At 58.0% G+C, this 25,081-nt stretch carries 21 protein-coding genes; 8 read left to right on the forward strand and 13 right to left on the reverse strand.

Annotated elements, in window-relative coordinates:
• Positions 1 to 46: 46 nt before the first annotated feature.
• Positions 47 to 2,059, forward strand: coding sequence for an ATP-dependent DNA helicase (locus tag NAI64_RS01925; protein WP_269297235.1), 2,013 nt, complete (start codon positions 47 to 49; stop codon positions 2,057 to 2,059).
• Between the two features lie 52 nt (positions 2,060 to 2,111).
• Here the strand turns inward: NAI64_RS01925 and NAI64_RS01930 are convergent, their stop codons facing one another.
• The 4 genes from NAI64_RS01930 to NAI64_RS01945 form a co-directional block, all read right to left on the reverse strand.
• Positions 2,112 to 3,452, reverse strand: coding sequence for an MATE family efflux transporter (locus NAI64_RS01930; RefSeq protein WP_269297237.1), 1,341 nt, complete (start codon positions 3,450 to 3,452; stop codon positions 2,112 to 2,114).
• A 73-nt stretch (positions 3,453 to 3,525) separates the two neighbouring features.
• Entirely contained in the window at positions 3,526 to 4,230 is a 705-nt protein-coding gene (locus NAI64_RS01935; protein ID WP_269297239.1) for a YjjG family noncanonical pyrimidine nucleotidase, read from the reverse strand.
• Positions 4,227 to 5,753 carry an LA2681 family HEPN domain-containing protein gene (locus NAI64_RS01940; RefSeq protein ID WP_269297241.1) on the reverse strand — a complete coding sequence of 509 codons (1,527 nt, stop codon included), beginning with the start codon at positions 5,751 to 5,753 and terminating at the stop codon, positions 4,227 to 4,229. Before NAI64_RS01940 ends, NAI64_RS01935 begins: the two co-directional genes overlap by 4 nt.
• Positions 5,754 to 5,854: 101 nt before the next feature.
• Positions 5,855 to 8,737 (reverse strand): EAL domain-containing protein, encoded by a 2,883-nt coding sequence (locus NAI64_RS01945; RefSeq protein ID WP_269297243.1) that lies wholly within the window; start codon positions 8,735 to 8,737, stop codon positions 5,855 to 5,857.
• 355 nt (positions 8,738 to 9,092) lie between these two features.
• Between NAI64_RS01945 and NAI64_RS01950 the strand changes: the two genes are divergently transcribed.
• Complete coding sequence (locus tag NAI64_RS01950) at positions 9,093 to 9,506, forward strand: hypothetical protein (RefSeq protein WP_269297245.1); 414 nt, start codon at positions 9,093 to 9,095, stop codon at positions 9,504 to 9,506.
• A gap of 115 nt (positions 9,507 to 9,621) precedes the next feature.
• On the opposite strand, the gene NAI64_RS01955 is transcribed toward NAI64_RS01950, so the two are convergent.
• Positions 9,622 to 10,986, reverse strand: coding sequence for a KAP family P-loop NTPase fold protein (locus NAI64_RS01955; RefSeq protein ID WP_269297247.1), 1,365 nt, complete (start codon positions 10,984 to 10,986; stop codon positions 9,622 to 9,624).
• 196 nt (positions 10,987 to 11,182) lie between these two features.
• Here NAI64_RS01955 and NAI64_RS01960 point away from each other — a divergent pair, with 196 nt between their 5' ends.
• The 4 genes from NAI64_RS01960 (at position 11,183) to NAI64_RS01975 (ending at position 14,480) form a co-directional block, all read left to right on the forward strand.
• Positions 11,183 to 11,440 carry a hypothetical protein gene (locus NAI64_RS01960; RefSeq protein ID WP_269297249.1) on the forward strand — a complete coding sequence of 86 codons (258 nt, stop codon included), beginning with the start codon at positions 11,183 to 11,185 and terminating at the stop codon, positions 11,438 to 11,440.
• Positions 11,441 to 11,969: 529 nt separating this feature from the next.
• Positions 11,970 to 12,410 carry a hypothetical protein gene (locus tag NAI64_RS01965; RefSeq protein ID WP_269297250.1) on the forward strand — a complete coding sequence of 147 codons (441 nt, stop codon included), beginning with the start codon at positions 11,970 to 11,972 and terminating at the stop codon, positions 12,408 to 12,410.
• 139 nt (positions 12,411 to 12,549) lie between these two features.
• Entirely contained in the window at positions 12,550 to 13,869 is a 1,320-nt protein-coding gene (locus tag NAI64_RS01970; protein WP_269297251.1) for an AAA family ATPase, read from the forward strand.
• Positions 13,870 to 13,874: 5 nt separating this feature from the next.
• Complete coding sequence (locus tag NAI64_RS01975; RefSeq protein ID WP_269297252.1) at positions 13,875 to 14,480, forward strand: hypothetical protein; 606 nt, start codon at positions 13,875 to 13,877, stop codon at positions 14,478 to 14,480.
• A gap of 14 nt (positions 14,481 to 14,494) precedes the next feature.
• On the opposite strand, the gene NAI64_RS01980 is transcribed toward NAI64_RS01975, so the two are convergent.
• From NAI64_RS01980 to NAI64_RS01995, 4 genes are all read right to left on the reverse strand, one after another.
• Positions 14,495 to 15,793 carry a KAP family P-loop NTPase fold protein gene (locus tag NAI64_RS01980; RefSeq protein ID WP_269297253.1) on the reverse strand — a complete coding sequence of 433 codons (1,299 nt, stop codon included), beginning with the start codon at positions 15,791 to 15,793 and terminating at the stop codon, positions 14,495 to 14,497.
• Between the two features lie 120 nt (positions 15,794 to 15,913).
• Positions 15,914 to 18,280, reverse strand: coding sequence for a PatB family C-S lyase (locus NAI64_RS01985; RefSeq protein WP_269297255.1), 2,367 nt, complete (start codon positions 18,278 to 18,280; stop codon positions 15,914 to 15,916).
• Between the two features lie 33 nt (positions 18,281 to 18,313).
• Positions 18,314 to 19,249, reverse strand: coding sequence for a cysteine synthase A (cysK, locus tag NAI64_RS01990; protein WP_269297257.1), 936 nt, complete (start codon positions 19,247 to 19,249; stop codon positions 18,314 to 18,316).
• A gap of 185 nt (positions 19,250 to 19,434) precedes the next feature.
• A complete protein-coding gene (locus NAI64_RS01995; protein ID WP_269297259.1) occupies positions 19,435 to 19,863 on the reverse strand; it encodes an RrF2 family transcriptional regulator in 429 nt (142 codons plus the stop codon).
• 1,156 nt (positions 19,864 to 21,019) lie between these two features.
• Between NAI64_RS01995 and NAI64_RS02000 the strand changes: the two genes are divergently transcribed.
• Positions 21,020 to 21,244 carry a hypothetical protein gene (locus NAI64_RS02000; protein WP_269297261.1) on the forward strand — a complete coding sequence of 75 codons (225 nt, stop codon included), beginning with the start codon at positions 21,020 to 21,022 and terminating at the stop codon, positions 21,242 to 21,244.
• 8 nt (positions 21,245 to 21,252) lie between these two features.
• Here the strand turns inward: NAI64_RS02000 and NAI64_RS02005 are convergent, their stop codons facing one another.
• Positions 21,253 to 21,525, reverse strand: a complete 273-nt coding sequence (locus tag NAI64_RS02005; protein WP_269297263.1) for a hypothetical protein — start codon at positions 21,523 to 21,525, stop codon at positions 21,253 to 21,255.
• A 328-nt stretch (positions 21,526 to 21,853) separates the two neighbouring features.
• Here NAI64_RS02005 and NAI64_RS02010 point away from each other — a divergent pair, with 328 nt between their 5' ends.
• Positions 21,854 to 22,123, forward strand: coding sequence for a hypothetical protein (locus tag NAI64_RS02010; protein ID WP_269297265.1), 270 nt, complete (start codon positions 21,854 to 21,856; stop codon positions 22,121 to 22,123).
• A gap of 3 nt (positions 22,124 to 22,126) precedes the next feature.
• On the opposite strand, the gene NAI64_RS02015 is transcribed toward NAI64_RS02010, so the two are convergent.
• From NAI64_RS02015 to NAI64_RS02025, 3 genes are all read right to left on the reverse strand, one after another.
• Positions 22,127 to 23,620 (reverse strand): SEL1-like repeat protein, encoded by a 1,494-nt coding sequence (locus tag NAI64_RS02015; protein ID WP_269297266.1) that lies wholly within the window; start codon positions 23,618 to 23,620, stop codon positions 22,127 to 22,129.
• 82 nt (positions 23,621 to 23,702) lie between these two features.
• Complete coding sequence (locus NAI64_RS02020; RefSeq protein ID WP_269297268.1) at positions 23,703 to 23,954, reverse strand: thioredoxin family protein; 252 nt, start codon at positions 23,952 to 23,954, stop codon at positions 23,703 to 23,705.
• 22 nt (positions 23,955 to 23,976) lie between these two features.
• Positions 23,977 to 25,056 carry a permease gene (locus NAI64_RS02025; RefSeq protein ID WP_269297270.1) on the reverse strand — a complete coding sequence of 360 codons (1,080 nt, stop codon included), beginning with the start codon at positions 25,054 to 25,056 and terminating at the stop codon, positions 23,977 to 23,979.
• Between the last annotated feature and the right edge of the window lie 25 nt (positions 25,057 to 25,081).

A 25,081-nucleotide genomic window follows, 5' to 3' on the forward strand; every position in this document is an offset into this window, starting at 1 on the left:
TGGTGGCGTGTCGGGCCGGTGGGGCGTTCGTTTTCCGGAGTGTGGCATGGATGCCGAATCGTCTTCCAGTCTGGTCTGGTCGGATAACCTCGCGGCGTATGAGGAGGATCTGGCGCGTCTGATGGCTGTCGACGGGCCGCTGGCTTCGGTCGTCGAGGGCTATGGCGACAGGCCGATGCAGCTGGAGATGGCAAAAGCGGTCGCCCGGGCGATCGTCAATTGCGAGACATTCGTCGCCGAGGCGGGAACGGGTACGGGCAAGACATTCGCATATCTGGTGCCTGCGCTGATGTGGGGCGGCAAGGTGATCGTGTCCACCGGGACGCGCAATTTGCAGGACCAGCTTTTTTTCCGCGACATTCCGACCGTGCGGCAGGCCTTGTCCGCGCCGGTGACGGTGGCATTGCTCAAGGGGCGTGCCAATTATGTCTGTCCTTTCCATCTGGCGCGCACGGCGGAATACGGCCGGATGGAATCGCGGGCCGATACCTATTATCTGCGCGAGATCGTCCGCTTCGCCAAGGTGACGGAAACGGGTGACAAGTCGGATTTGCCGACGGTACCCGAGACGGCGGCGATCTGGAATCAGGTGACTTCCACGAAAGAGAATTGCCAGGGAACGGAGTGTCCGCATTATCAGGACTGCTTCGTGATGAAGGCGCGCAAGGCGGCGCAGCAGGCCGATGTGGTGGTGGTCAATCATCATCTGTTTTTCGCGGATGTGGTCCTGAAAGATACGGGGGTGGCGGAATTGCTGCCGACGGCCAATACGGTGATTTTCGACGAGGCGCACCAGTTGCCGGATACGGCGACGACGTTTTTCGGAGAGTTCGTCTCGACGTCCAGGATTCATGAATTGTGTCGCGATACGCAAGTGGAGGGTTTGTCGAAAGCGCGCGACGGGGCGGACTGGGTGGCGCTGGTCGGCGCGCTGGACAAGGCGGTGAAGGATTTGCGCCTGACCTTGCCGGAAGGGACGAACCGGATGGCCTTGCACCAGATCCCGAAGCAGGATGCGTTCATGGCGGCGGTGGAGACGTTCATCGGGGTGCTGGCTTCGCTGGATGAGGTGTTGCAGGCGCAGGCGGAGCGTTCGGAAGTACTGGCGTCGTGTCAGGTGCGTACCGCTGATATGGAGACCTTTGTGCGCCGGTGGCTGGCGCTGGCCAAAGGCGAGGAAAAGACCGACGATGTGTTGTGGGTGGAGACTTTCGGTTTGTCGATGCAGTTGCATCTGACGCCGCTGTCGGTGGCGGATGTGTTTCGCAAGCAGCGGGAAGGAACGCCGCGTGCATGGATTTTCACGTCGGCGACGTTGGCGATCAGGCAGGATTTCAGTTACTTTTCATCGCGCATGGGGTTGGATGACGCGGTTTCGAAAACCTGGCCGAGTCCGTTCGATTATGGCGAGAATGCCTTGCTGTATGTGCCGCAGAAGATGCCGTTGCCGCAGTCGCCGCATTATTCGGATGCGGTAGTGGATGCGGCCTTGCCGCTGATCGGGGCGGCGGGCGGACGCACGTTCGTGTTGTGTACGACATTGCGGGCGGTCGGGCAGATCGCGGCGCGGCTGCGGGCGGAATTCAAGGAACGGGAATGGTCGTTTCCGCTGTTCGTGCAGGGCGAGTCCGGCAAGACGGATTTGCTGGAACGTTTCCGCAAGTCGGGCAACGGGGTGCTGGTCGGCAGCCAGAGTTTCTGGGAAGGGGTGGACGTGCGCGGCAAGGCCTTGTCGCTGGTGGTCGTGGACAAGCTGCCGTTCGCGCCGCCGGACGATCCGGTGCTGGCGGCACGTATCCGCGCGCTGGAAAAGGACGGCGGCAACGGATTTATGGATTTCCAGCTGCCCGAAGCGATCATGAGCCTGAAACAGGGGGCGGGGCGTCTGATACGCGATGCCGGCGATCGCGGGGTTTTGATGATTTGCGACACGCGGCTGGTGTCGCGTCCTTATGGTCGCCGTATCTGGCAAAGTCTGCCGCCTTTTGCCCGCACGCGCGACGAGGCGACGGCGCGGGCGTTTTTCGACGAACCGGAGCAAGATGACGTGACGCCTTGAGGGATTTGTCGTGATGTCGTGCCGGGCGCGCCATCATTTGACGGCGCGTTTTTTATGCGGTTTTCCGTGTCTTGTACAGGAAGCGCAGGCAGAACATGATGCCGGCGCTGGTCAGGCCCAGGGGGAAGGCCATCCAGATACCGGGCAGGCCGCCGTTCATGATGAAGCCGAAGAGGTAGCTGGCCGACAGGGAAATGATGAAGTAGGCGATGAAGGAGTACAGCATCATGATTTTGACGTCGAGGATGCCGCGCAGGGCGTTGGCGAAGGCGATCTGGAGGCTGTCGCCGAACTGGTAGAGCATCATCGGCAGAAACAGGCCGCCCAGTGCGAGGATGACGTCGGGGTTGTCGGTGAACCATTCGCCGATATGGGGTCTGAACTGCCAGAACAGGGTATTGGAAATGATGGCCATGACGGTGATGAGGCCGAAGCCGGTGAAGGCGGCGCGGCGGACGTCCGTCGGACGGTTTTGTCCCCTGAAATGGCTGACCTGCACGGCGGTGGCGGCGCCCATGCCGTAGTACATCATGAAAAAGAGGGTGCTGATGGTCAGCATGACCTGATGGGCGGCCAGGGCGATGGTGCCGATCCAGCCGACCATGATGGTGGTCAGCGAGAACGAGGCGGTTTCCATACCCATTTGCAGGGCGAGCGGCCAGCCCAGGGCATTGAGCCGGTAAAAGTCGGTGCGGTTGACGGTTGCGCGGGCGAAGCCGTCTCGGTAGGTGCGGTAGCGGGGCAGTTTGAAGAAGAGGACGGCGAAAACGAGCAGCATGACGATGCGCGAGAAAAGTGTGGAAATGCCCGCGCCGGTCAGGCCCAGTTCGGGAAATCCGCCCACGCCGTAGATGAGCAGCCAGTTGCCGGCGATATTGAGCAGGTTGCCGCCGAGCAGAATCCACATGGATGTGCGGGTATCCATGATGCCGTCGGCGAATTGCCTGAAGGCGTTGAACAGCAGGACGAATACGAGGGACGCCAGTATGGTCAGATAGTACGGCCTGATGAGCGGCATGAGCTCGGGGGGCTGGCCGAGTTTGTCGAGGTTGCAGTACAGGATGGCCATGCAGAGGGTGAAAAAAACGCCTGTGGCGGCGTTGACGGCAAGCGCGTTCTTGAGTTTGCCGCCGATACCTGCACGGTCGCCTGTTCCGGCGAGTTCGCCGATGACGGGGGTGAGTCCGTAGGCAAAGCCCGTGCTGCCGATGATGACGAGGCTGAACAGGTTGTTGACGAAGCTGGCGGCGCCCAGCGATTCGGTGTCGTAGTGCCCGATCATCATGGTGTCGGCGAATCCCAGGATGATGATGCCGATCTGGCCGATGATGATGGGAGTGCCCAGTACGATCAGTCGGCGGATGTGGTCGGAGATGGAGACGGGCTGTTTCATGTGTGTCTGGATGTTCGCCGGCATCGGCCGGCATGTGCGGGACGGGCAATCGTAGCCGGGTTTTGCGTTGCCGTCAAAGGGGACGATGATTTTCCAGGATGGCGTGCAGTTCGTTAAGGGTACGGATTTCGTGGTCGGGTGCAAGGGGCGGTGCGGCTTTCTGGCCGCCCGGGTTATACCAGCAGGTTGCGATGCCCGCGTTTTTGCCGCCCTGGATGTCGGAAGTGAGCGAGTCGCCGACGATCAGGGTTTTGTCGGGGGAAAAGTGCGGGATGGCGTTGAATACGGCGCGGAAGTAGGCGATGTCGGGTTTCTGGTGGCCGATGGTTTCCGAGACGAAGATGCCGTCGAAACAGGTGTCCAGACCGCTGCGTGCAAGGCGGCTGTACTGGGTGACTGCCACGCCGTTGGTGACGCAATAGAGCCGGTATTTTCCGGCGAGCGCCTCGCAGAGTGCTTTGGCGCCGTCGATGAGGTCGTATCCTTCGCCGAGGGTTTTCTGGTAGTCGCGGCTGAAGGCGGCGCCGTCGACGGCATAGCCCGTTTCGGCGAAAAGACGGGTGAAGCGCGTGGCGGTGATGGTTTCCTTGGAGATTTCTCCCCGCTCGAAAGCGGCCCACAGACTGCGGTTGATGGTGTGGTACAGGGCGCGGATTTCGTCGGTGATGGTCAGCCCGTAATGTCTGAAGGTGATGTCGAGCGCGTTTTTTTCGCTGCGCGAAAAGTCGAGGAGGGTGTTGTCGGCGTCGAGCAGCAGGATGTCGTACGGTCGGCTCATGGTGTTATGGTGTCGTTTCTGTCGGGGGTATGTTTGCCGGAACTGGCCGGAGTGCCTTCCGCGATGGCGAGGGTGAGATAGACGAGCGCGTTTCTGGCGAGCCGCAGGATGGCCAGGGTGCAGGTTTGCAGCTGGCGGCGCGAGAGGGTGCCTTCGACGATGTTCGGGGTCGCGCCATCGTGTTCGATGATGCGCAGGCTGCCGGTTTCCAGTGTGGTGGCGACGGTTTTCCAGAGGATGCTGTCGGGTTCGAGAGTGTTCAGGTGCCGTTCCGGCGGCAGTGATTTGGAAAGCCAGAACAGACCGCGCAGGGGCCAGTTCGTCGACTCGGCGAAGGGAGCGGCCAGTCCTTCGGCGGGGTTGCCGCCGGTATACCAGACGGTTTTGAGGGTGTATTTTCCGTCGGGCAGCCTGGCTCCGAAATGGTCGTTGACCAGACGCGCGATTTTCGGCAGGAGCGCCCAGCCGGCGCGGCAGGCGAGTTTGACGGTTTCGATGGCTTGTATCGCTGCTGGCGACGGGGGCGACGACGGGTTTCCGGGTGCGTTTTTCTTGCCCGCGCCGCGCAATGCCCTGGCATGGATGGCATCGTGGCAAAGTCGCCGGATGGCGGTGTATTCGCGGTACAGGTGCGAGAGGGTGCGCGCGGTGGGGGTGACGATGCCCGGGGTATCGGTGTTTGTCCATTCGGGCAGGTCGCCGGATGCGGCCGTGCCTTTGCCGAGGTCGTTGTACGGATTCAGGCACAAGGTGTTTTCGGCACACCATTTCCGGTAGGGTTTGTCTTTGCCGGTCTTGGCGTTTTTCTTGCCGGGCGCGACGTCGGGCAATGCGGCATCGTCGGACAACAGGGTCATTTCGGTTTTTTCGCGTTCGGCGAGGAAGTATTGTTTTCCCTGTTCGTCGCCGTAATAGCGGGCATTGTCGGCGGTGGCGTCGGCCAGATTTTCGCAGGCGACCTTGAGAAATGCCGTTTTCTGCGGGGCCATGGCGGGCAGTTCGGCGTATTCGGCGATGCTTTTGCCGCGGTTGCCCAGCGCCATGCCGAAGCGGCTGTCGATGGCGAGGGCGCGGTTCCAGCAGGCAAGGGCTTCGGTGAAGTGTCCCATGTAACCGTACTGGTTGCCCAGCAGGGTGAGTATGCGACAGCGCGGCAATTCGTCAAGGAGCGGGAATGCCGGGTTGGCGATGGCTTTCCTGAGGTGGGCTATCGCGTTTTCGATGTCGGGATGTTCCCATGTGCCGCTGCCGTTGCCTTGCGTTTCGCGGTGGCGGCAGATGAAGGCGTTGGCGGTATGGAAGTCGAGCAGGCAGCGGCGGGTGTCGTCGAGTTTGCGCCGTGCCGCGATGTGGCACCAGGCAAGCGCCTTGTCGGTCGCGCCGGTTTCGTATGCGGCATCGTTGATGGCGGCGATGTCGGCCAGCAGGGTGTCGGTGTTGCGCGACGGGTGTTTTTTGGCAAGGGCGGATGATGCCGGTTGTCTGGACGGACGGTTGCGATGGGATGTCGGTTGGCGTGCCATGGTGTCGGTCTGTGTGTGTCGGTATGTGGGTTATGATGCCATGTCATGGCGCGTTGTGCATGAGGTTTGCCGAAAAAAACGCGGATGGCGGCAAACAGGGGTCACAGGCGCGCGAATTCGTCGAACGGGACGGGACGTCCGTAGTAATAGCCTTGCGCAAGCGTGCAGCCTGCACGGGTCAGGAAGTCGATTTGTTGCTGGGTTTCCACGCCTTCGCACAGGATGTCGATGCCCAGACTGTCGGCGATGGCGACGATACCCTCGATCAGGTTGCGCTTGCAGGGCAGTATCGAGGCGTGTTCCAGAAAACTTTTGTCGATCTTGATGGTGTCCACATCGATCTGGCAAAGCAGGTTGACGGATGAATAGCCGACGCCGAAGTCGTCCAGCGAGATTTTGAAGCCGCTGTGACGCAGTTGCCGTGTGGCTTCGATGACGGTATCGATGTCGTTGATGACGCTGGTTTCCGTGATTTCGATGTCGAGCAGGGCGGGGGTGATGCCGTAGCGTCTGGTGATCTCGGTGAGCTTTGCAGGCAGCGACAGGTCGGTGAAGTGGTTGTGCGAGAAGTTGCACGATACCGGAATGACGGCCTTGCCTTCGTCCTGCCGTTGTTTCAGGATGCGGCAGGTCTGTTCGAAGATGGACAGGTCGAGCCGGATGATGAAGTTGTTTTTCTCGAACAAATCGATGAAGCGTTCGGGGGAGATGATGCCGTGTTCGGGGGTGATCCAGCGTGCCAGCGCTTCGGCACCGACGATGGCGCCGGTTTTCATGTCGACCTTTGGCTGGAAGTAGGGGACGAATTGCCCGTTGGCCAGCGCCTGGTTCATTTCCTGTTCGATGCGGCGGTTGTCGCGGATGTGGGCGATGGTCTGGTTGTCGAACCATGTGTAGGTGTTGTAGCTGGCCTTGCTCTTGGAGAACTGGGCGTAATGGGCGTAGTTGATGGCGGCGTCGATGGTATCGCCCTGCCGGAGCTGGTAGATGCCGCAGCTGAAAGTGACGTGATAGTTGCCGGCGGCACGGTTCAGCCCGGCCAGTGCCGTGTTCAGTTCGTCGATGCGTTTCCGCAGCACGGTTTCATCCGGCGAGGCCAGCAAGAGAATGAAATGGTCGGCTGACTGGCGGCAGACCATTTCGCCGCGCTCCGGATGGATGAAGGTCTTGAGCCGTCCGGCGACGGTGCGCAACAGGTCGTTGCCTTTGCTGAAGTCGTGGATGTCGTTGATGTATTTGAAGTTGTTGATGTTGATATAGACGAGGCTGTATTGCTTGCCGGATACCGGATGCTGGAGCAGGCGGGTCGCGTCCTGCGAAAAGCGCACGAGGTTGGGCAGGCCGGTGAGCTGGTCGAAAAAGAGCAGGTCGGTGATCCGTCTGTGGGCGCGGTTCCGGATGATGATGAGGCTGGTGAAGAATCCGACGGTCAGGATGAGGATACAGGCGAATCCGTAGAAGGCGAGCGCCGGCCGTTCGCGGATGAGGGTGAACAGGTTGCGTTTGGGTTGCCGGGCGATGTGCGTGATGGTGAATTCGTGCAGCTTGTAGTTGCGCAGCTGGCGGATGTATTTGTTGAAGACGCTGATGATTTGCGTGTTGATGCCGGGAGCGAACACGACGGAAAATTCCGCGGTATGGGGCGCGGTTTCGCTCACCGCCAGCGACGAGTATTCCGGCCATGACATGAGGGCGTTTGCACTGTATACGTTGACGTAGCCGGCGTCGATTTCACCGGAGATGAGCGCATCGAATATCTGGTGTGGCGAATCCTTGTATACGATCTCGATGTTGGGGTGTTGCTTGCGCAGTTCATCGAGCAGGTGGTCGTTGGCGTAGTGGGTGAGGGCGACACGGTCGATCGGGGTCGAGGCGGCTCTTCCGGCCATGGCGACGCGTACGACGGGGACCTGAAGGAAAGCGGTCGTGGGCTTGAGGTTGCGCAGGGTGATCACGCTGCTGTCGGTTTCGGCGAAGCCCACTGCGTCGATTTCGCCGTCTTGCAGTTTCTGGTAGGCCGCTTCATGCGAGGGAAGATCGATGTACTGGATGTCGATACCGGTATTGCTGGCGATGTAGGAGAGCATGTCGGTGACGATGCCTTCATGCCCGCTGTATGAAAACGGGCGCCAGCCCTCGATACAGCCGACGCGCAGTACGGGATTTTTTTTCAGGGCATCGCGCTCGGCACGGGTCAAAGTCGGCAAGTTGGTTTCGTTGAAGCCGTAGTGCTTTTCGTAGAGCCGGAAGTCGAAGAAAGGATCATGGCTTTTGAGAATGGATTGCGCCATATCCAGTTCGTCGAGCAGTTTCTTGTTGTCTTTTCTGACGGCGTAAAACAATGGGGACGGCGCGAAAGTCGCCAGAATGCGCATGCCGTTGACCTTGCTGATGGAGCTGCTGAGCAGAATGTCGATATCGCCGTTTTCCATGGCACGCTGCATGTCGGCAGGAGAATCATAAGTGATCAGGCGGTAGCGGATATGGTAGCGGCGCGCGTATTTGCGGAACAGGACGGTTTCATAGCGGCCTTTGAGGGCACCGACGGTGAGCGTACCGAGTTCGTCCAGGTTTTTGTCCTGAAAGCGCTGGTCGCCGTCGCGTGCCAGCAGGACGTTGTAGTTGAGGAAAGATTCCAGTTCGGCGAAACGGAACTGTTTTTCGCGTGCCGGTGTACGCTGGATACCGCCCAGCAGGTCGATCTCGCCGTTGTCGAGCATCCGGATGCATTCGTCCCAGGTGCAGGGAACGAATTCGTATTTCCAGCCGGTATGCTGGGCGAGTTTCTGGAGATAGTCGTAGTTGTAGCCGCTGTATGTCCCGTCTTCGTTGATGTGTCCGAAACCGGCGATGACGGGGAAACCGGCGCGGATGGTGTGTGCCGCGCGGTTTGCGTTTTCCTGGGCGACGGCGAAAGAGCCGGCGAACAGAAAGGCCAGCAGGAAAAGGAGCAGTCTGGCAAGGATGTCCGGTTTCTTTTCCATGTATCGGATGCCCCGCGTCTGGCGCGTGGGCGGTCAGGTTGGCGTCCGGATGTACGGACCGGTCTGCGAAGTGTACCGTGTCCCTGCATGAATGGACACTTTTTTAACATTTAAACACATAATCGTATTCATTTCACGGCCGGGACCGTTTCATGCTGACGGGACAGGCGTATGCCGGATGTTGTGCGTTTGTGCACTTTTTCTGTGGATAACCGCGTGGATAACATGAACGGATGCCATTGCCGACGGGGTTTCGGACGCGGTTGCCCGTTTTTTGCGCGATGCGCGGAAATGATTGTATGATTTCCTTTCGGGACGGCTGCGGCCGTGTGTATTCATGAACGGGATGACGAGCATGCAGAAAATCATCAGTGAAAGCGGCAAACGGACGATCGAGGCGTTTGTCCGCGAAAATCTTGCCGGTCGCGTCAGCGACGAGACGATCGCGGCTTATGTCGGGATGGCCGAAAGCCAGATGAAAATTCACGGCGGCTTGCCGTGTCTGGAAATTTCGATGTGCTTTTCCCTGACGGGGGATCAGGAATCGCTGGAACTCGATGAAAGCGATGTGACGTATGCCGATTGCGTGCTGGAAGGTGAGGCGGCGCTGGCGGATGTGTTCGGCGCGGATTTTCCGGCACGGTTGCAAGCCGCCCGGAAAGCCGAGGGAGTGCATGACGGTTACCGCTTCGCCGTGGAGAGAGAAAGCGGCGCACCGGACGGCGCAGCGCGTTATGCGGTGCATTGTCTGGGGCCGGATGGGGCATAGGCATCCGGTTTGCCATCTGTGGACAACTTTATCGAAAAAGGCGGCATCTTCATGAAAGTGCCGCCTTTTTTCATGTTTTTGTGTGCTTGCGGCAAAAATGCCGTTTGCGGCGACGCTATCCCGTGATGTCCATATTGAGATTGCCCGCGATCATGCGGATCAGGTAGGCGATTTCTTCCAGCGATTCGATATAAAACGAATTGGGGTCGAGTACATCGTTCTGGAACCGGTTGATGACTTCCCGATCCTGCATGCGATTGCTGGTTTCGCTGTCGAAAAAGGTTTTGAGTGCGTTGAAGTATCCGTCAGGCGACATGGGCAGCTTGCGGCTGCCCGCAACGATTTTCGAGAGAAAGCCTTGCGAGAGGGCGGCCAGTGTCTGCCGGTCGTTTTCGAGAAGCGGTTTGAGCCATTCCGGCTTGCGGATTTTCAGAACGATCAGGAAGGTGGCGATGCCGGGTTCCGGCGGTTCGTCCGCGAAAATGTAAAAGGTGGTGGCGCGTTCGATTTCCTGAAGGGAAAGCGGAACCAGCGCTGCCCATGCGGTCATCAGTTCGGTGAAGCGTTGCCGTTTTTTTTCGGTCGTGTCCATGCCATGTCGCGTGAAAACGGCACCAATGAATGCGCGGATGTGTGCCAGCCGTGACGGGTCGTTTTGCGGAAATGCCGGCAGGGACAGGAAAAAATTGACGAATTTGTGCAGATAGGCACCGGCATCGGTATCGGGGCCGTACACGCTTTTGACGGCTTCGTAGAGCTGGATGCGGGTCACCGGCAAAACGAATACCAGATTGGGCATGTCGAAATAGTGCCGGATACGTTCCAGAAAGCGGATGGCGAACGATGGGCGGCACCGGTCGAGTTCGTCGAGGACGATGACGGCGGGTTTTCCGCTGGCGGCGACGATGCGCCCGAGCGATTGCCGGAAGTTGGCGAACAGGGCTTTTTCCGACGGGTAGGCCCTGAGCCGGTTTTCGATCCAGTTTTCGGTATCTTCGCTGGCGGTTCTGAACGAAGCCTTTCCGGCCGCCGGATCGTGCAGGGGAGTTCCCGATGCCTGCAATGCGACGGTTTTGAGTGCGGCAAGACGTCCGGTGAGGGGAACCAGCGCGTTCATCAGACGTGCCGCTTCGCCACGGATGGTGTCGCCGGTACCTTGTCCGTCATCCAGCAGGATCGCCAGTTCGGCGGCGATGATGAAAAACGGGTCGAGTTCGTCGTTCTGGCAAAAGGCGTCCAGATAGGCGACCGGGTGGCCTGTGCGTTGCAGACTGGCGGCCCAGTTGCGCGCGAACCATGTTTTTCCCTCACCCCATGAAGCGTCGATGGCGATGACGGCGCCTTCGCGCAGCCGGTCGATATAGGTGGTGAGCCTGTCGGCAAGATGGGTTCGCTCCAGCAGATCGCCCGCGAACGGGCGTGCGATGTCATCAAGGGCGTTTTCCGGCATGCGGCCGGCCAACCGTGCACTGCGGTTCATGCAAAACCTCCGTGGATGGGGGAAAGAGAGGTGGGGTTTCTGTCAGGGGTTACTTTACCCCAAAATGACGGAAATGTGCCGTCGGTATATACAGGATGAATGGCGCGGGCATGCGGGCGGGTACCCTGCACGTCACGGAAAACGGCGGATTTGCCTGTACAATAGCGCATCTTGAACAACACCGACAGGAGTGACTATGCGTGAACCGGATCAGCTCGGCGATCAGTTCGTATCGAAAAAGAAACTGGAAGCCCTCGGTATCGAGGTGCCCGAAGATGCGCTGGGCTTTTATGTGAAGGACAAGACCTTGTATATCGAGGCGATGGATACGGGCGACAGTCCGGGGCCATTGATGATCATGATCGATTCCATCGAAGTGCCGCTCTCGGACGAACAGGTGCAGCGTCTCAAGGACGACGGCCTGTACAGCAGCGAAGGCTTCCGTCTGGGATGATGCACGTTGCACCGGGGAACGTTTTTTGCGCTCTTCCGTTTTTTGGGGCGCTTTCGGCCGATAGCGTAATAAAAACGGAATATCCGGAAGCCGGTGCGAATCCGGTGCGGCGCAGCGTCGGACGGGGTGTTTCGGCAAGGAACGGTTCCGGTGCGTGTCTGGCCAAAACCGGTAACGGTGCGATGGGCAAACGCTTCCGGACTGTACGGACACAGGCAAGGCCCGCCGGCCGGAAAACCTGATGAAACAGGGACTTGTCAGAGTATGGCGGCGATGATTGACGGAACAGGACGGACAAAACAAAAGCCCCTTGGCAAGAGGGGCTTTTCGGAGAGAGTAGATGCATTTTTGATAAAGAGTGCGTTTCAGAATCTATGGCTATTCATCAACGTCTCAATGATTGTCATTGTACGCAACCTTACCCTTCAAATAAACAACAAAAAATAGGATTATTTGTTCGTTTTTATCGAAGTTTTTGAATTCCCCTCTGAAAAGGTTCCGAAAAGCCTGGCGAAAAGGAAAATGCCGGATGGTTCGGACGGCATGGATATGCCGTTTCCGTTGCCGGAATCAGGCGGGATTCCGTTTTTTTCCGGTGGTCTGCGGCAAGGTTCGCCGGATGAATATGGCCGATGGCAAGGACATGATGCTGTCCGATAGCGAAAAAGGCAGTGTTGCGAAAATGTGTCGTAACGTGGTGTCGCAAAACGGTATTTTGGAAAAGCCTTGCGGGATAGCGGCGGGTATCGCGGTTACGGGTGACGCGGCGGCCAAAAAAAAAGCCCCGTGTTACCGGGGCTTGATGAAGAAGGAGTGTGTTGCTGTGCCGTGGAGCAAGCATCTTGCCGCATACACTGCTTTCCCCCTACAGGCCACGGCATACTTTCTCTACGACGTTTTCATATTACGTGACGTTTTGCTTCATATAAATCAAATAAAATGGGATGGTTTCTTCTGTTTTATCGAATGATTGGGCGCATGATATTGGCCTTGTCGGGGCAAAGGGGCTGTTCTGTCGCGGAAGAGGCATGATGGCAGGCGGGCATCGGTTATACTGCATGGTATTGTTAGTGCCGTTTTCCGGTGCATGACATCTGAAGGAGGGGTGTATGCTGTCTTCGCTGACGATCCGCAATTTCCGTTCCATTCTGGATATGACGGTCAGTTTCGCTTTCGCCGAAAAGCGGGCACCGGCAGGTTTCCGGGATTCCGACAGGGTGTTTTTCATCGAGCCGGCACCGAAGGTGCGGCTGGTGCCGACGCTGGCGCTGTATGGTTCGAATGCATCGGGCAAATCCAATGTGTTGATGGCGCTGGGAGCGTTCCGCGATTGTGCCGTGTCAGGGGTGCAGGGCAAGTTCCGTCCCGACAAGTTGCATCCGGAATTGCGAACGACGTCGTTTGCTGCGACGATTGTCCGGCAGGGGCACCGTTTCGTGTATGCCATCGAGTATGACCGGGATGAGTTCGTGAAAGAATCGCTCTCTGCCGATGGCCAATTGCTGTTTTCCGTCGGGCAGGATGGACAGATGTTCGGGCCGCTGGCGACCGAATCCTATCCGGAGCAAAGGTTGCAGGAAATTTTCCGTGTCGAATGCAGCACGCCGCAGCACAAGCAGACGGCGTCTTTCCTGTCGGTCATCGGCAAGCGTTATCCCGGGCTCAATCCGCTGGTGACGGCGGTATTCGATTTTTTCAACGAGGGGATCATTGTCCTGAACGACAATACGATTCATATTTCGCGCGGGGTGGATTTGTTCGCGTCGGTGCTGGAAAAGGCCGACGATCCTGATCCGATGAAAAACGCGTTCGCACGGATCACCGCCTTGCTGGAAAATCTCGATATCCATATCTGCCGGATGGAATTGCATCGCAAGCGCATGCGGCTCGACCGCGATACGCATGAACGCAATTATCTGGATGTCGATCCGGAATTTTTGCGGCGGCTGACGAGTTTCGAGAAAGAGGGCGACAGTATCGTGCTCAATACGGACAGGATTTGTTCGTTTCATCAGGATGCGCAGGGCAATGAAGTCGAGTTCGATTTCAGCACCGAAGAGTCCAGCGGCACGCAGATCGTGGCGGGGCTTTTGGGTGTGTTTCTGGCGGCACTGGAGTCCGGCGGGGTGGTCGCCGTCGATGAGCTGGACAGATCACTGCATCCGTTGCTGCTCATCGAGCTGATCCGCCTGTTCAAGGACAAGCGTTACAACAGCCGGGGGGCGCAGCTGATCTGTACGGTTCACAATACCGATATTCTGGATGCCAATCTGTTGCGCATTTCCGAGGTGGGCATCATCAGCAAGACCTTGCAGGAAGGTTCGACGATCGCGCGGATCTCGGATTTTTCCGGTGTCGACAAGGTCGAGAACTTCCGGCGGCAGTATCTGACGGGACGCTTTTCAGGGATTCCTTTTCCGTATATCTGAACGCTATGAGCCGAAAGAAACGAAAACCTCTGGTCGATACGGTCGTGGTCATTTGCGAGGGCGCGTCCGAAAACGGTTATTTGCAGGAGCTCAACCGTTTTTTCCGCGAACACAAGATTCCGCTGGCGTTTGCGACGAACGTCATCGGCAGCGGAGTGTACAAGGCGGCGGTGAACCGTTACCGCGATGTGCGGCGCGAAAACCGGCATGCGGAAATCGTGATCTGGGTCGACCGCGACATCTATATGAACAGCCAGAAAAAGCTCTATGAAAACAAGCCCGGGACCATTCCCGACTTTCTGTTCTCGCGGATGAATTTCGAGGATTTTCTCGTCATGCATATGGACAGGAAAACGCTCATGCGCTGGCAGGCGGTATGCGAGGAATACAACCATTTTTCCGAACCGCTGCCGTCCGCGATGTATCTGCCGCTGTACCGTGTGGCCTGTTTTCCGCATTACCGAAAAGGGCGCCTGCCGTTCAAGATCAACGACGAAACGCTGGGTCGTTTGTTCGCGAACCAGAAACGCGAACAGGTGCGCTTCGGCTGCGACTTCGGCAAGTTTCTGGAAGAACGCTTGCTGATGGCCGAGCAGCGCATCGAGGAGTAGGGAAAAGGGCGGTTTCAGACGGACAGATCCAGTTCGTTGATAAACCGTTTCAATTCTTCAATGGACGAGGGATCATATTCAACCAGCGCCTTGTGGAACAGTTCGATGCAATGGCTCAAAAGTTCCTGAATTTCTTTGTGAATCGGGCGGCTGTGTTCGGTTTTTGAAAAATAGTTTGTCTGAAGTTCGGCATAGAGCGTTCCGTCACTGTCCAGAATACGGTCGAGCCATTGGGGGTGTTGCAGTTTCAGGACGATCAGGAAGCAGAAAAGGTTGATGTTGAAAAAATTGTCGGGATGGGTAAAAAGGTGATCGGCCAGCAGGTACAATGCCACCCCTTTTTCCATGTCTCGCAATGTCAGGGATGCAATGTATGCCCATAGCGAAAAGTGTTCGACGAACAAATAGCGGATATTGTTTCTACTGTCGATTTTGTGTCGTGTCAGAAGCGTAGCGATGAATTTTTGCATCAGACGCAGTTTGTGTCCTGGGGGAAGTCTGTGAACTGGCAACGTCATGAAAAGATGGACGAATTTGTGCAGATAAGCCACAGCATCCGTATTTTGTCCATAAACGCCGCGGATGGCTTCATATAACTGGTCACGATGAATCAGCAGGACAAAGACCAGATTTGGCACTTCAAAAAAGTGTTTGATTCTTTCCAGCAGCGCAATGGCAAAGACCGGTGAGCAGCGATCCAGTTCGTCGATGAAAAAGACGATCGGTTTTTCTTCTGTTGATGCGATGGAAGCCAGCCGGTTTCTGAAAGCGGTCAGGGACGATTCTTCGGCGATATATTCTTCTATTTTTTTCTGAATCAGCTTTTCGGTGGAATCGCTGGCAGCCGCTTGCAAAGTATCGAGCAGATGGGCGGTTTTTGCGGTGATATCGGGTATGCCGGTCAGAGTACCGGCTGCTATCTGGAAGGCTGTTTTGCCGATCGGCAGCAGCAGGTTCATGGCACGCGCGATTTTCAATTTGAAATCGGATTGTCCGTTCTTGTCGAGTAAACGGGTGATTTCAGCAGATATGAGCAAAAACGGATCATCCATGTAGTCACCCTTGAATGCGTCGAGATAGATGACACGATGGTCGTTTTCCAGTTGTTTTGCCCAGTTTTTGCCGAACCATGTTTTTCCTTCGCCCCATGGTGCGTCAATGGCGATGACGGCACCTGCAGCCAGACGGTCGATATAGCCGGTCAGTTTGTCGGCCAGTTTTTTACGATCCAGAAGATCGTTTTCGAATGGTATGCCGATATCGGTCAGGTTTTTGCCGACGGCAAGCGGAGGCAAAGCTGGATTATGGTGCATGGCGATTCCTTTTTCCCATTATTTTGACGTAAACAGCGGATGAGAAACAGCCGGTTTTGGGATATGCAGGTATGATGAAAAAAGCCGGACTTGCGTCCGGCTTTTTCGTTGCGGCATCCGTCAGGGGGCGGATGTGCGATTGCCTTTCAGGCTGGCAAGCGCTTTTTCCAGCCGGATGAGTGCCCGTCTGAGGGTGGCGGCGGGACAGGCGATGTTGATGCGGGCGAAGCCTTCGCCGCCCGGCCCGAAGATTTCGCCGTCGTCGAGCCACAGTCCGGCCTTGTGCGTGACGAAGTCATCGAGCGCCTTGCCGCGCAGGCCGGTGCCGGAGAAGTCCAGCCAGGGCAGATAGGTGCCTTCCGGTTCGACAAGAGTCACGCCCGGCAGTCGGGTGGCGGTGAACTCGCGCAGGATGGCGAGGTTTGCCGTCAGATAGGCAAGGAGCGCATCGAACCAGTTTTCGCCGTTTTCATAGGCGGCCTGTGTGGCCACCAGTCCGGCGGTGTTCATCTGGCTGTATCCGGTGGCGTCGATTTCACGGCGAAAGGCGCGGCGTTTCGCTTCGTCGGCGATGAAGATGTTGGCGTTTTGCAGGCCGGCGAGGTTGAAGGTTTTGCCGGGTGATGTGCAGATGATCGCGTTGGCCAGATGTTCTTCGCCCAGGGTGCCGAACGGGGTGAAGGTGTGTCCGGCAAAGGTGAAGTCGGCGTGGATTTCATCGGCGATGACGGTGACACCGTGTGCCAGACAGATGTCGGCCATGGCGGCGAGTTCGTCACGGCGCCAGACGCGCCCGACGGGGTTGTGCGGGTTGCACAGGATGAACAGCCGGACGTCGTTGTCGATGATTTTGCGCTCGAAGTCGGCCAGATCGACGGTGTAGCGTCCGTCTTTGAGTACCAGCGGGTTGTGGACGAGGCGTCGCCGGTTGTCGGTGACGGAGCTGGCGAATGGGTAATAGACGGGCGGCTGGATGAGGATGGCATCGCCTTCGCGCGTGGTGGCGCGGATGGCGGCGCACAATGCGAATACGACGCCCGGTGTCATGACGAGCCAGTCTTTGTTGACTTGCCAGTGGTGGCGGCGGGCGAACCAGTCGCGGATGGCTTCGAAGTAGCCGTCGCGGGGTTCGGTGTAGCCGTAGATGGCGTGTTCCGCCATGGCGTGCAGGGCTTGTGTGACGGCGGGTGGACAACGGAAATCCATGTCGGCGACCCACATCGGCAGGACGTCTTGCGGTTTGCCGCGGGACAGGGCGGCGTCGAATTTGAGTGAGCCGGTGCCCTTGCGGTCGATGATTTCATCGAAGCCATGGCCGGTGTGCGCGGTGTCGGGTGTTTCGCCGGTGATGGCTTGCGCCAGATCGGCGATGAGGTCGCGGACGTTTTCCAGTCCGACTGACAGGCGTAGCAGGCGGTTGGTGATGCCGCGTGCGATGCGGTCGGCTTCGGGAATGGCGGCGTGTGTCTGGGTGAGCGGGTAGGTGATGAGACTTTCGGTACCACCCAGACTTTCGGCGAAGCGGATGAGCCTGACGCGCGCGAGGATGGCGCGGGCGAGTGTCTCGCCGCCGGCGGCTTCGCTGACTTCGAAGGCGATCATGGCGCCCGGGCCGTCGGCCTGACGGCGGTTGGTGGCGTATCCGGGATGATCGGGCAGGCCCGGGTAGTAAACCCGTCCGATTTCCGGGCGCGATGCCAGCCAGCCGGCGATTTCGCGGGCGCTGGCCTGTTGTTTCTCGATACGCACGGCGAGGGTTTTCAGGCCGCGCATGACCAGCCAGCTGTCGAACGGGGCGAGCGCCGCGCCGGTGGTCAGCCGGATGAAGCGCAGTTTGTCGGCGAGTTCAGGGGTACGGGTAACCAGTACGCCGGCGACGGTGTCGTTGTGGCCGGCGATGTATTTTGTCGCACTGTACAGGACGATGTCCGCGCCGAGCGCGATCGGGCGCTGGAGAACGGGGGACAGGAAAGTGTTGTCCACGATCAGCAGGAGCCGGTGCCGTTTCGCCAGTTCGGCGATGGCGGCGATGTCGCTCACATGCATGAGCGGGTTGGTCGGCGTTTCGATGAATATCGCGCGGGTTTCCGGGCGGATCAGGGCGCGGATGTTGTCGATGTCGGTGGTGGCCGTGCAGTCGAATGCGATACCGTTTTTGGCGGATATACGCGCGAACAGGCGGAAGGTGCCGCCGTAAAGGTCGTCGGTGGCGATGATGTGCTCGCCCGGCGAAAACAGTTCCATGATGGCGGCAGCCGCGGCCATGCCGGAGGTGAAGGCCAGCGCGGCCGCACCATCGTCGAGTTTCGCCATGGCCGCTTCCAGCGCGTCACGGGTCGGGTTGGTGTCGCGGGTGTAGTCGTAGCCGGTGCTTTCGCCCGGCGCGGGGTGGGCGAATGTGGCGGTCTGGTAAATCGGGACGGCGATGGCACCGCTTGTGTCGGTGCCGGTCGTTCCGCCATGGATGCAGAGGGTGTCCTGTTCCATAGTGTCTTGTTTCAAAAAGGTTTTTCGGCTGTTTCAGGCGTCCGGAAACAGGGCGGTGGAAAGGTAACGCTCGCCGTTGTCGGGCAGGAGTGCGACGATGGTTTTGCCGCGGTTTTCCGGCCGTTTGGCCAGTTCGGTCGCTGCCCAGAGCGCCGCGCCGGATGAGATGCCGACGAGTACGCCTTCGGTATGGGCGAGAGCGCGGGCGGTCGTGAAAGCCGCTTCGTTGGGGACCGGCATGACTTCATCATAGATGCTGGTGTCCAGTGCGGCGGGGATGAAGCCTGCACCGATGCCCTGTATCTGGTGTGCGCCGCTCTTGCCACCGGAAAGGACCGGAGAGGTGGCCGGTTCGACGGCGACGACGCGCACGGCGGGATTCTGTTCCTTGAGGTAGGCTCCCGTGCCGGTCAGGGTGCCGCCGGTACCGACACCCGCGACGAAGATATCGACCTTGCCATCGGTGTCGCGCCAGATTTCGGGGCCTGTCGTGGCCTTGTGGGCGGCGGGGTTGGCGGGGTTGTCGAATTGCAGCGGCACGAAGCTGCCCGGAATGGTTTTCGCCAGTTCCAGCGCCTTGTCGATCGCGCCTTTCATGCCTTTGGCACCTTCGGTCAGGACCAGTTCGGCACCATAGCCGCGGATGAGTTTCTGGCGTTCGACGCTCATGGTTTCCGGCATGGTGATGATGATACGGTAGCCACGGGCGGCGGCGACGGCGGCCAGTCCGATACCGGTGTTGCCGGAAGTCGGTTCGATGATGGTCGCGCCCGGCCCGAGTTTGCCTTCGGCTTCGGCCGCCTCGATCATGGATTTGGCGATACGGTCCTTGGCGCTGCCGGCCGGGTTGAGAAATTCCAGCTTGGCCAGAATGGTCGCGTCGGGGGCGTGGGCGGCGCAATAGCGGCCCAGTTCCAGTAACGGGGTGTTGCCGATCAGGTCGGTGGCGCTTTTGGCGATATGGGACATGTGTTCTCCTTGATGGTCTGTTTTATCGGTAAAGTCTGTCAAAACGGGTGGGGACGCGTGATGGCGCGTTTCCCGGCGGAACCGCACCGGCGCGGCATGACCTGCCGGTCTGGCAGCCGGTGCTGGCAGGACGGTTCCTGTCGTCGTGTGTGCAGTATAGAAAGGTTTTGTCCATTTGGCAGCTTTCAGCAGGGAAACGGTGTGTTTTCGTGTTGCCCGGCGAGCGTGGCCAGGGTGGTGCCGTCGAGATAGTCCAGTATGACGCGCTGGAGTCCTTCCCAGAAATGGACGGTCTGGCATTGGCTGTATTGCGGGCAGGGGTTCGGATGTGTTTCCAGACATGCCACACATGCCAGATGGCCTTCGATGGGGCGCAGGATGTCGCCGACGGTATATTCCTGCGGCGAACGGGTGAGCCGGTATCCCCCTTGCGGGCCGCGCATGCTGTCGATCAGTCCCGCTTTTCCCAGTGCGGTGGCGATCTGTTCCAGATACTTGAGCGAAATCCGCTGGCGTGCGGCGATATCCCTGAGCAGGGCATACTGACCGTTGCCATACCGGGCAAGGTCGATCATGAAGCGCAGGGCATATCGTCCACGGGTCGAGATTTTCATGGTGTTGGTTCCGGTTTCACCAGCATGGCGGAATCCGCCTGCCGTCGTTTTTTTCTATTATACCTATTTCCTATTTATATGGTAGGAAATAAATCGTGAGGTGTTGCAGGAGGGGCGGCGGCCGGTGCGGCCCTTGTGTCGTTTCGCCTGTGCCTGTGTGTTCGGCAGTGCGCGGGAACAGGGCGAGCAGGGAAAATGCCTTATGGATGGGCATCGGGTGCAATACGTTGATCGGGAAGGAAAAAGGCGCTTTGTTCACGAGGTTGTCCACAGAAAACGGGGATAAGACCATGCAGTACGGCAGGCGGGAAACCGGGGGCGGGCGTACCGGGATTTTTGTGTGAAATTTGCCGGGAAAAAGGCTTGAAAACGGACGGGACTGTGGCTACAATGAAATTGCGGGGACTTGATGGTCAGCTTCGCGAAGCTGGAAAAACCGATCGAAAACCCCATACGCGGCTTCGCCAGAGCCGCGTTTTCTTTTGTGCGAAACGTGTCGCCTGACCGTTTCCCCTTTCTTTTTCCCTTCTTTTTTCGGTACCTGTTTTTCCCCTTGTATTTGTCTGACGGCTTGCCGCACGTGTATCGTCGTCTGTCTGTTTGCCTGTTTGTCTGGCTGTTTGCCTGTTTGTCCGGTTGTCCGGTTGTCCGGCCTGACCTGTTTTCATGTATGGGAAGGGTATCAGGAGGGTGTCGGGATGGATGTTCCTGGGGGGCTTGCATCGTTTTTGTAGTGTTTTTCGGCCAGAAATCCGCTTTTTCTGCTGGTGACGAAGATGTTGTTTTTTTTGCTGCAAGCGATTTTTTCCGCAAATCGTGCCGGTTTGTATATGGCCGGAGATCTGGCAGGAAAAGGTGCGACAAGGTTGTGTCCGTACCGGAAAATCGAAGGTAAATCATGATGATAGATTGGGAAATGAAAATACGGACAATTGATTTTCGGAAGGCTTATAAAAAAACATGAACGAATATGTATAGAAAACTTTATTGCTGCAAAATGGGAGTTGTTTTAAAAAGTAACCCGTGGCCTTCACTAATCTCTCCGGTGAATGAAACGCCAGATTGAGTTCAACATTAAACCTTACGGAGCGTAGTTATTTGATGTTTCAAAAATGATGATGGAGAGCAAAAATTTTAATTGATTAAGGTGAATATAATGTCTACTCAAAAATCCCATGTTGTCGGCGAATTTATCATGTCCATTTTCATTTGCTTTATGGCAATCGGTGTCATTCTGGGTGTGTCCTATAATGCCGAAGAAAAAGCATCGTTCAATCCGCTGCCGTATGCATTCGGCAACGTCTATGATGCCGATGTATTCCAGAGCCAGAATACCCGCCATGCCAGCGTTGATGTAAACGCCGACGCAAATCGCGGTTAATCAATTACTTACAGTGTTTCCCGCGCTGCTGACCCTGCGGGTATGAAACAAGGCGCAGGAGTTCGTGGTCCAGTGACCGAACGGCTCCTGCGCTTTTTCCTTTCCGGTTCCCTTTTTTCATTTCTCTTCTTCTTTTCAGTTTTTCTTTTATTTTCCTTTCCGCGTTTTTTTACGGATTCATCACGCTTTTTTTCCGGAGACTCCGGTTTTTTTTGATATTCCGTTCTTTTTTTGTTGACGGTATGGTATCTGCCCGTATCGCCATGACGGTATTTTGGCATGAACCGATCCGGACGTGCCGTCATGTAACCGAATGCCGTCAAGGTTTTTCTTTTCTTCGGTTTTATTTGCCGGTCGTTTCGTTTTTTGTTTATGTTCCTTTCTGCATCTTTTTTCGTGAATGACTGATTTTCTGTTCTGTTTTTTTTAATCCGGTTTTTTTTGTTCGGTTTTATTTGTGTGTTGTTTCGGTTTTTGTTTGCGTTTTGTTTTTCGGTTTTTTCTGATTTTCTTTTCGGTTTTGCCGATTATTTATGTACGGGCATGCGATTTTGTCGTGACGGCGTCAAAGTATGGCCATTCGGGAAGGGGATAGGGCGGGTTGCCGGTATGGGAAAGCCTGTCGGTCATGCGGCGATGCATGCGCTTGCAGCAGGGGAAAACGGGGTGCTCACGGGCCTGTTCGCCGAAGACCGGAACCGGCTTGTGTCCGGTGCAGGATGGTGGATCGGGCGGGTCTCTGCGATCGGGATGAATTGCGGTTGTGTCGCGGTCGTATTCGCCGTTTCTGCTGCCGGTAAGCGGGATGTGCGGGATGTGCGGATGGCATGCGGTATGCGGCAGGGCGGTGGTTGTCCTGTTTGGCGTAACCGGATGTGAGGGTCAGCGCAGGTATTCCGCTTCGTAGGGGTTGGATTGGCTGGTATCGCTCGTGGCGGTAGCGGGTTTCGCGGCAGGGGTGTCGGTATCGTCGGGTGCGCTTTGCGGCAGGGCGACAGGGGTTTGGGTGGCAAGTTCTTTTTCCTGCGCGGCATCGGCTTTTTCCTGCCAGCTGGCGGCGAGTTTCGCGTTGGGTCGCTGTCCTAGCTTGCCGTAGCGGTAGACGTCGGCCAGATATTCCATGGCGGCGGGATGGCCGTTGGCCGCGCTTTTGCGGAACCATTTCAGGGCGAGGGCGTCGGTTTTGGCACGGTTTGCCGTGGTGAGGACGTCGGGGCGCTGGACGTAGAGGGTCGCCAGATTGTACTGGGCGGGTGCGTTGCCCATATTGGCGGCTTTCAGGAAGTATTCACCGGCCCGGACAGGGTCCATTTCGACGCCCATGCCGTCCAGATAGGCCATGCCCATGTTGTTGATGGCGCGGGCGTGTCCCTTGTCGGCAGCTCTGGAAAACCATTGGGCGGCGCGTGCATAGTCTTGCGGGGTACCGCGGCCGAGGTAATACAGCTGGCCAAGGTTGTACATGGCGGAGACGTTGCCTTGCCGTGCGGCGGCTTCATACCATTTCATGGCTTGTCCGAAGTCTTGCGGGACGCCTGTGCCGGTGTCGTAGAGGTAGCCCAGATTGTTTTGGGCGGGGGCATAGCCCTGTTCGGCGGCTTTGGTGTACCAGCGTGCGGCACGCTGTTCATCCTTGCCGACGCCCAGCCCGGTTTCATACAGCCATGCCAGCGCGGTCTGGGACAGGGCGTTGCCCTGTTCGGCGGCGCGGTAGAACCATCGGGCGGCTTCGAGGTGGTCGCGTTTGACGCCGATCCCTTCGTTGTAGGCGCGTCCGAGACGGGTTTGCGCACCGGGGTGTCCTGCCTCGGCGGCCTTGAGATACCAGGTGTTGGCCTGTTTGAGGCTGGCGCGCACGCCGATGCCTTTTTCATAGAGGTAGCCGAGTCTGAATTGGGCGGCCGGCAAGCCGCCGTTGGCGGCTTTGGTGTACCAGCGGATGGCTTCGCGCAGGTTTTTGTTTGTGCCGCGCCCTTTTTCCAGTGCATAGGCTGCATAGAGCTGGGCGACGGTGTTGCCTTGCCGTGCGGCTTTGGTGTACCAGTCGTGAGCCTTTTCGGGATCGGCTTCGACACCGAGGCCGAGGTTGTACATGTTGCCCAGTGCGGTCTGGACGAGCGGATCGGTTTGCGCTTCCGGCGTCATGAGGTAGGGCAGGGCCTCCTCATATTTGCGCTGTCCGTAGAGCCGCAGGCCTTCGTCGCGCGGGCTGGCCGGGGGTTGCGAAGCCGGCGTTTTTTCCGCCGTTTCGGCCGCGGGCGTCGTGACGGCGCCGGTATTTTCTCCGGCGGGTTCGGCGGCGTGTGCGGACAGGCCGACCGCCATCAAAACGAGGGCGGCAAGGCGTGTGAGCGGCGGGAAAATTCCGTTTTGCATCGGGTCCGTTCGGGTTGTCCAGTTGTACCAACGGGGAAACTTTCATTATGACAGGCATGCCGCCCGTTGGGAATGGTTTGTATCAGGACTTGTCTTGCCGCCTCGTTTCCAGCCAGCCGAGGACTTCGGCACGGGATGGAACTCTGCCCTGACACATGATTTTGCCGTCGATGGTCACGGCAGGAACGGAAAGGATGCCGCTGGTGGCGATTTCCATCAGGCCGGAGATTTTTTCGAGGGTGGCGTCGCTTCGGCTTTCGCGCACGACGTCTTCGACTACGCGTTCGGTTTCATGACAGCGGGCGCAGCCCGGGCCGTAGATGCGGATATGCATGATGGTCTCCTTTTGTTGAAGTTCAGAAAAAAAGATGTGAGAAAAAATTGAGCAGCCAGCCGGCCAGCGTGAAACAGGCGAGCAGCCATCCGATGAACCACGCGAGCAGGGGAAGGCGCATGGCTTGCCGCAGCATGAGGATTTCCGGCAGGCTGATGGCGACGGTGCTCATGCACAGCGCCAGCGCGGTGCCGGGCGGCATGCCTTTGGAAAGCAGGCTGCCCAGTACAGGGATGATGCCGGTGACGTTGGCGTAGAGCGGGATGCCGGCGGCGACGGCTGCCGGCACGCTCCACCATTGGCCTGTGCCGAGGTGTTCGGTGAACCAGTCTTGCGGGACGTAACCGTGGAGTACGGCACCGATGGCCACGCCGATGATGACCCAGAGCCAGACTCGTCGGAAAATGGTTTTGGTTTCCTGGATGGCGAATGCATGGCGTATCGCGAGGGTGAGGCGTGCCTGCGGGGCGTCGTTGTCGGATGGCAGAATGCGGTTTTGGATGGCTTGCAGCAAGAAGGGTTGCAGCCAGCGTCCGGCCGAGAGTTTGTCCATGAGCAGCCCGCCTGCCAGTCCGGCGAAAAGGCCGGTCAGGATGTATAGGGCGGTGAATGGCCAGCCCATCATGTCCCAAAGCATGACGATGGCGATTTCGTTGATGATCGGCGAGGTGATCAGAAAGGTCATGGTCAGGCCGATGGGCAGGCCGCCCGTGACGAATCCGATGAAAAGCGGGACGCTGGAGCAGGAACAAAACGGGGTGATGGCGCCGAACAGGGCTGCCAGCGCATAACCGGCGATACGCGGTTTTCCGGTCAGCCAGCGGCGTATCCGTCCGGCATCCAGCCCGGCGCGCAGCCAGCTGACGGCATAGACCATGGCGGCAAGCAGCATGAAGATTTTGGCGGTGTCGTAGAGAAAGAAAGCGATGGCTTGTCCTGACGGGGATTCGGGGTCGAAACCGGCCAGCGTGAAGGTCAGCCGGTTTGCGGCCGCTTCCAGAAAGGAATAGACGGCCAGCCAGCATATGACCGCGAGCAACCCGGCTGCCGCATGGCGCAGTGTGTTGCTGTGGGATGTTTCTTGGGGGGTGTGTCCTGTCATCGGGTTTCCTTTTGTTTTCTATTTG

Source organism: Oxalobacter paeniformigenes, assembly GCF_027158465.1.
Taxonomy (GTDB): Bacteria; Pseudomonadota; Gammaproteobacteria; order Burkholderiales; family Burkholderiaceae_D; genus Oxalobacter; species Oxalobacter paeniformigenes.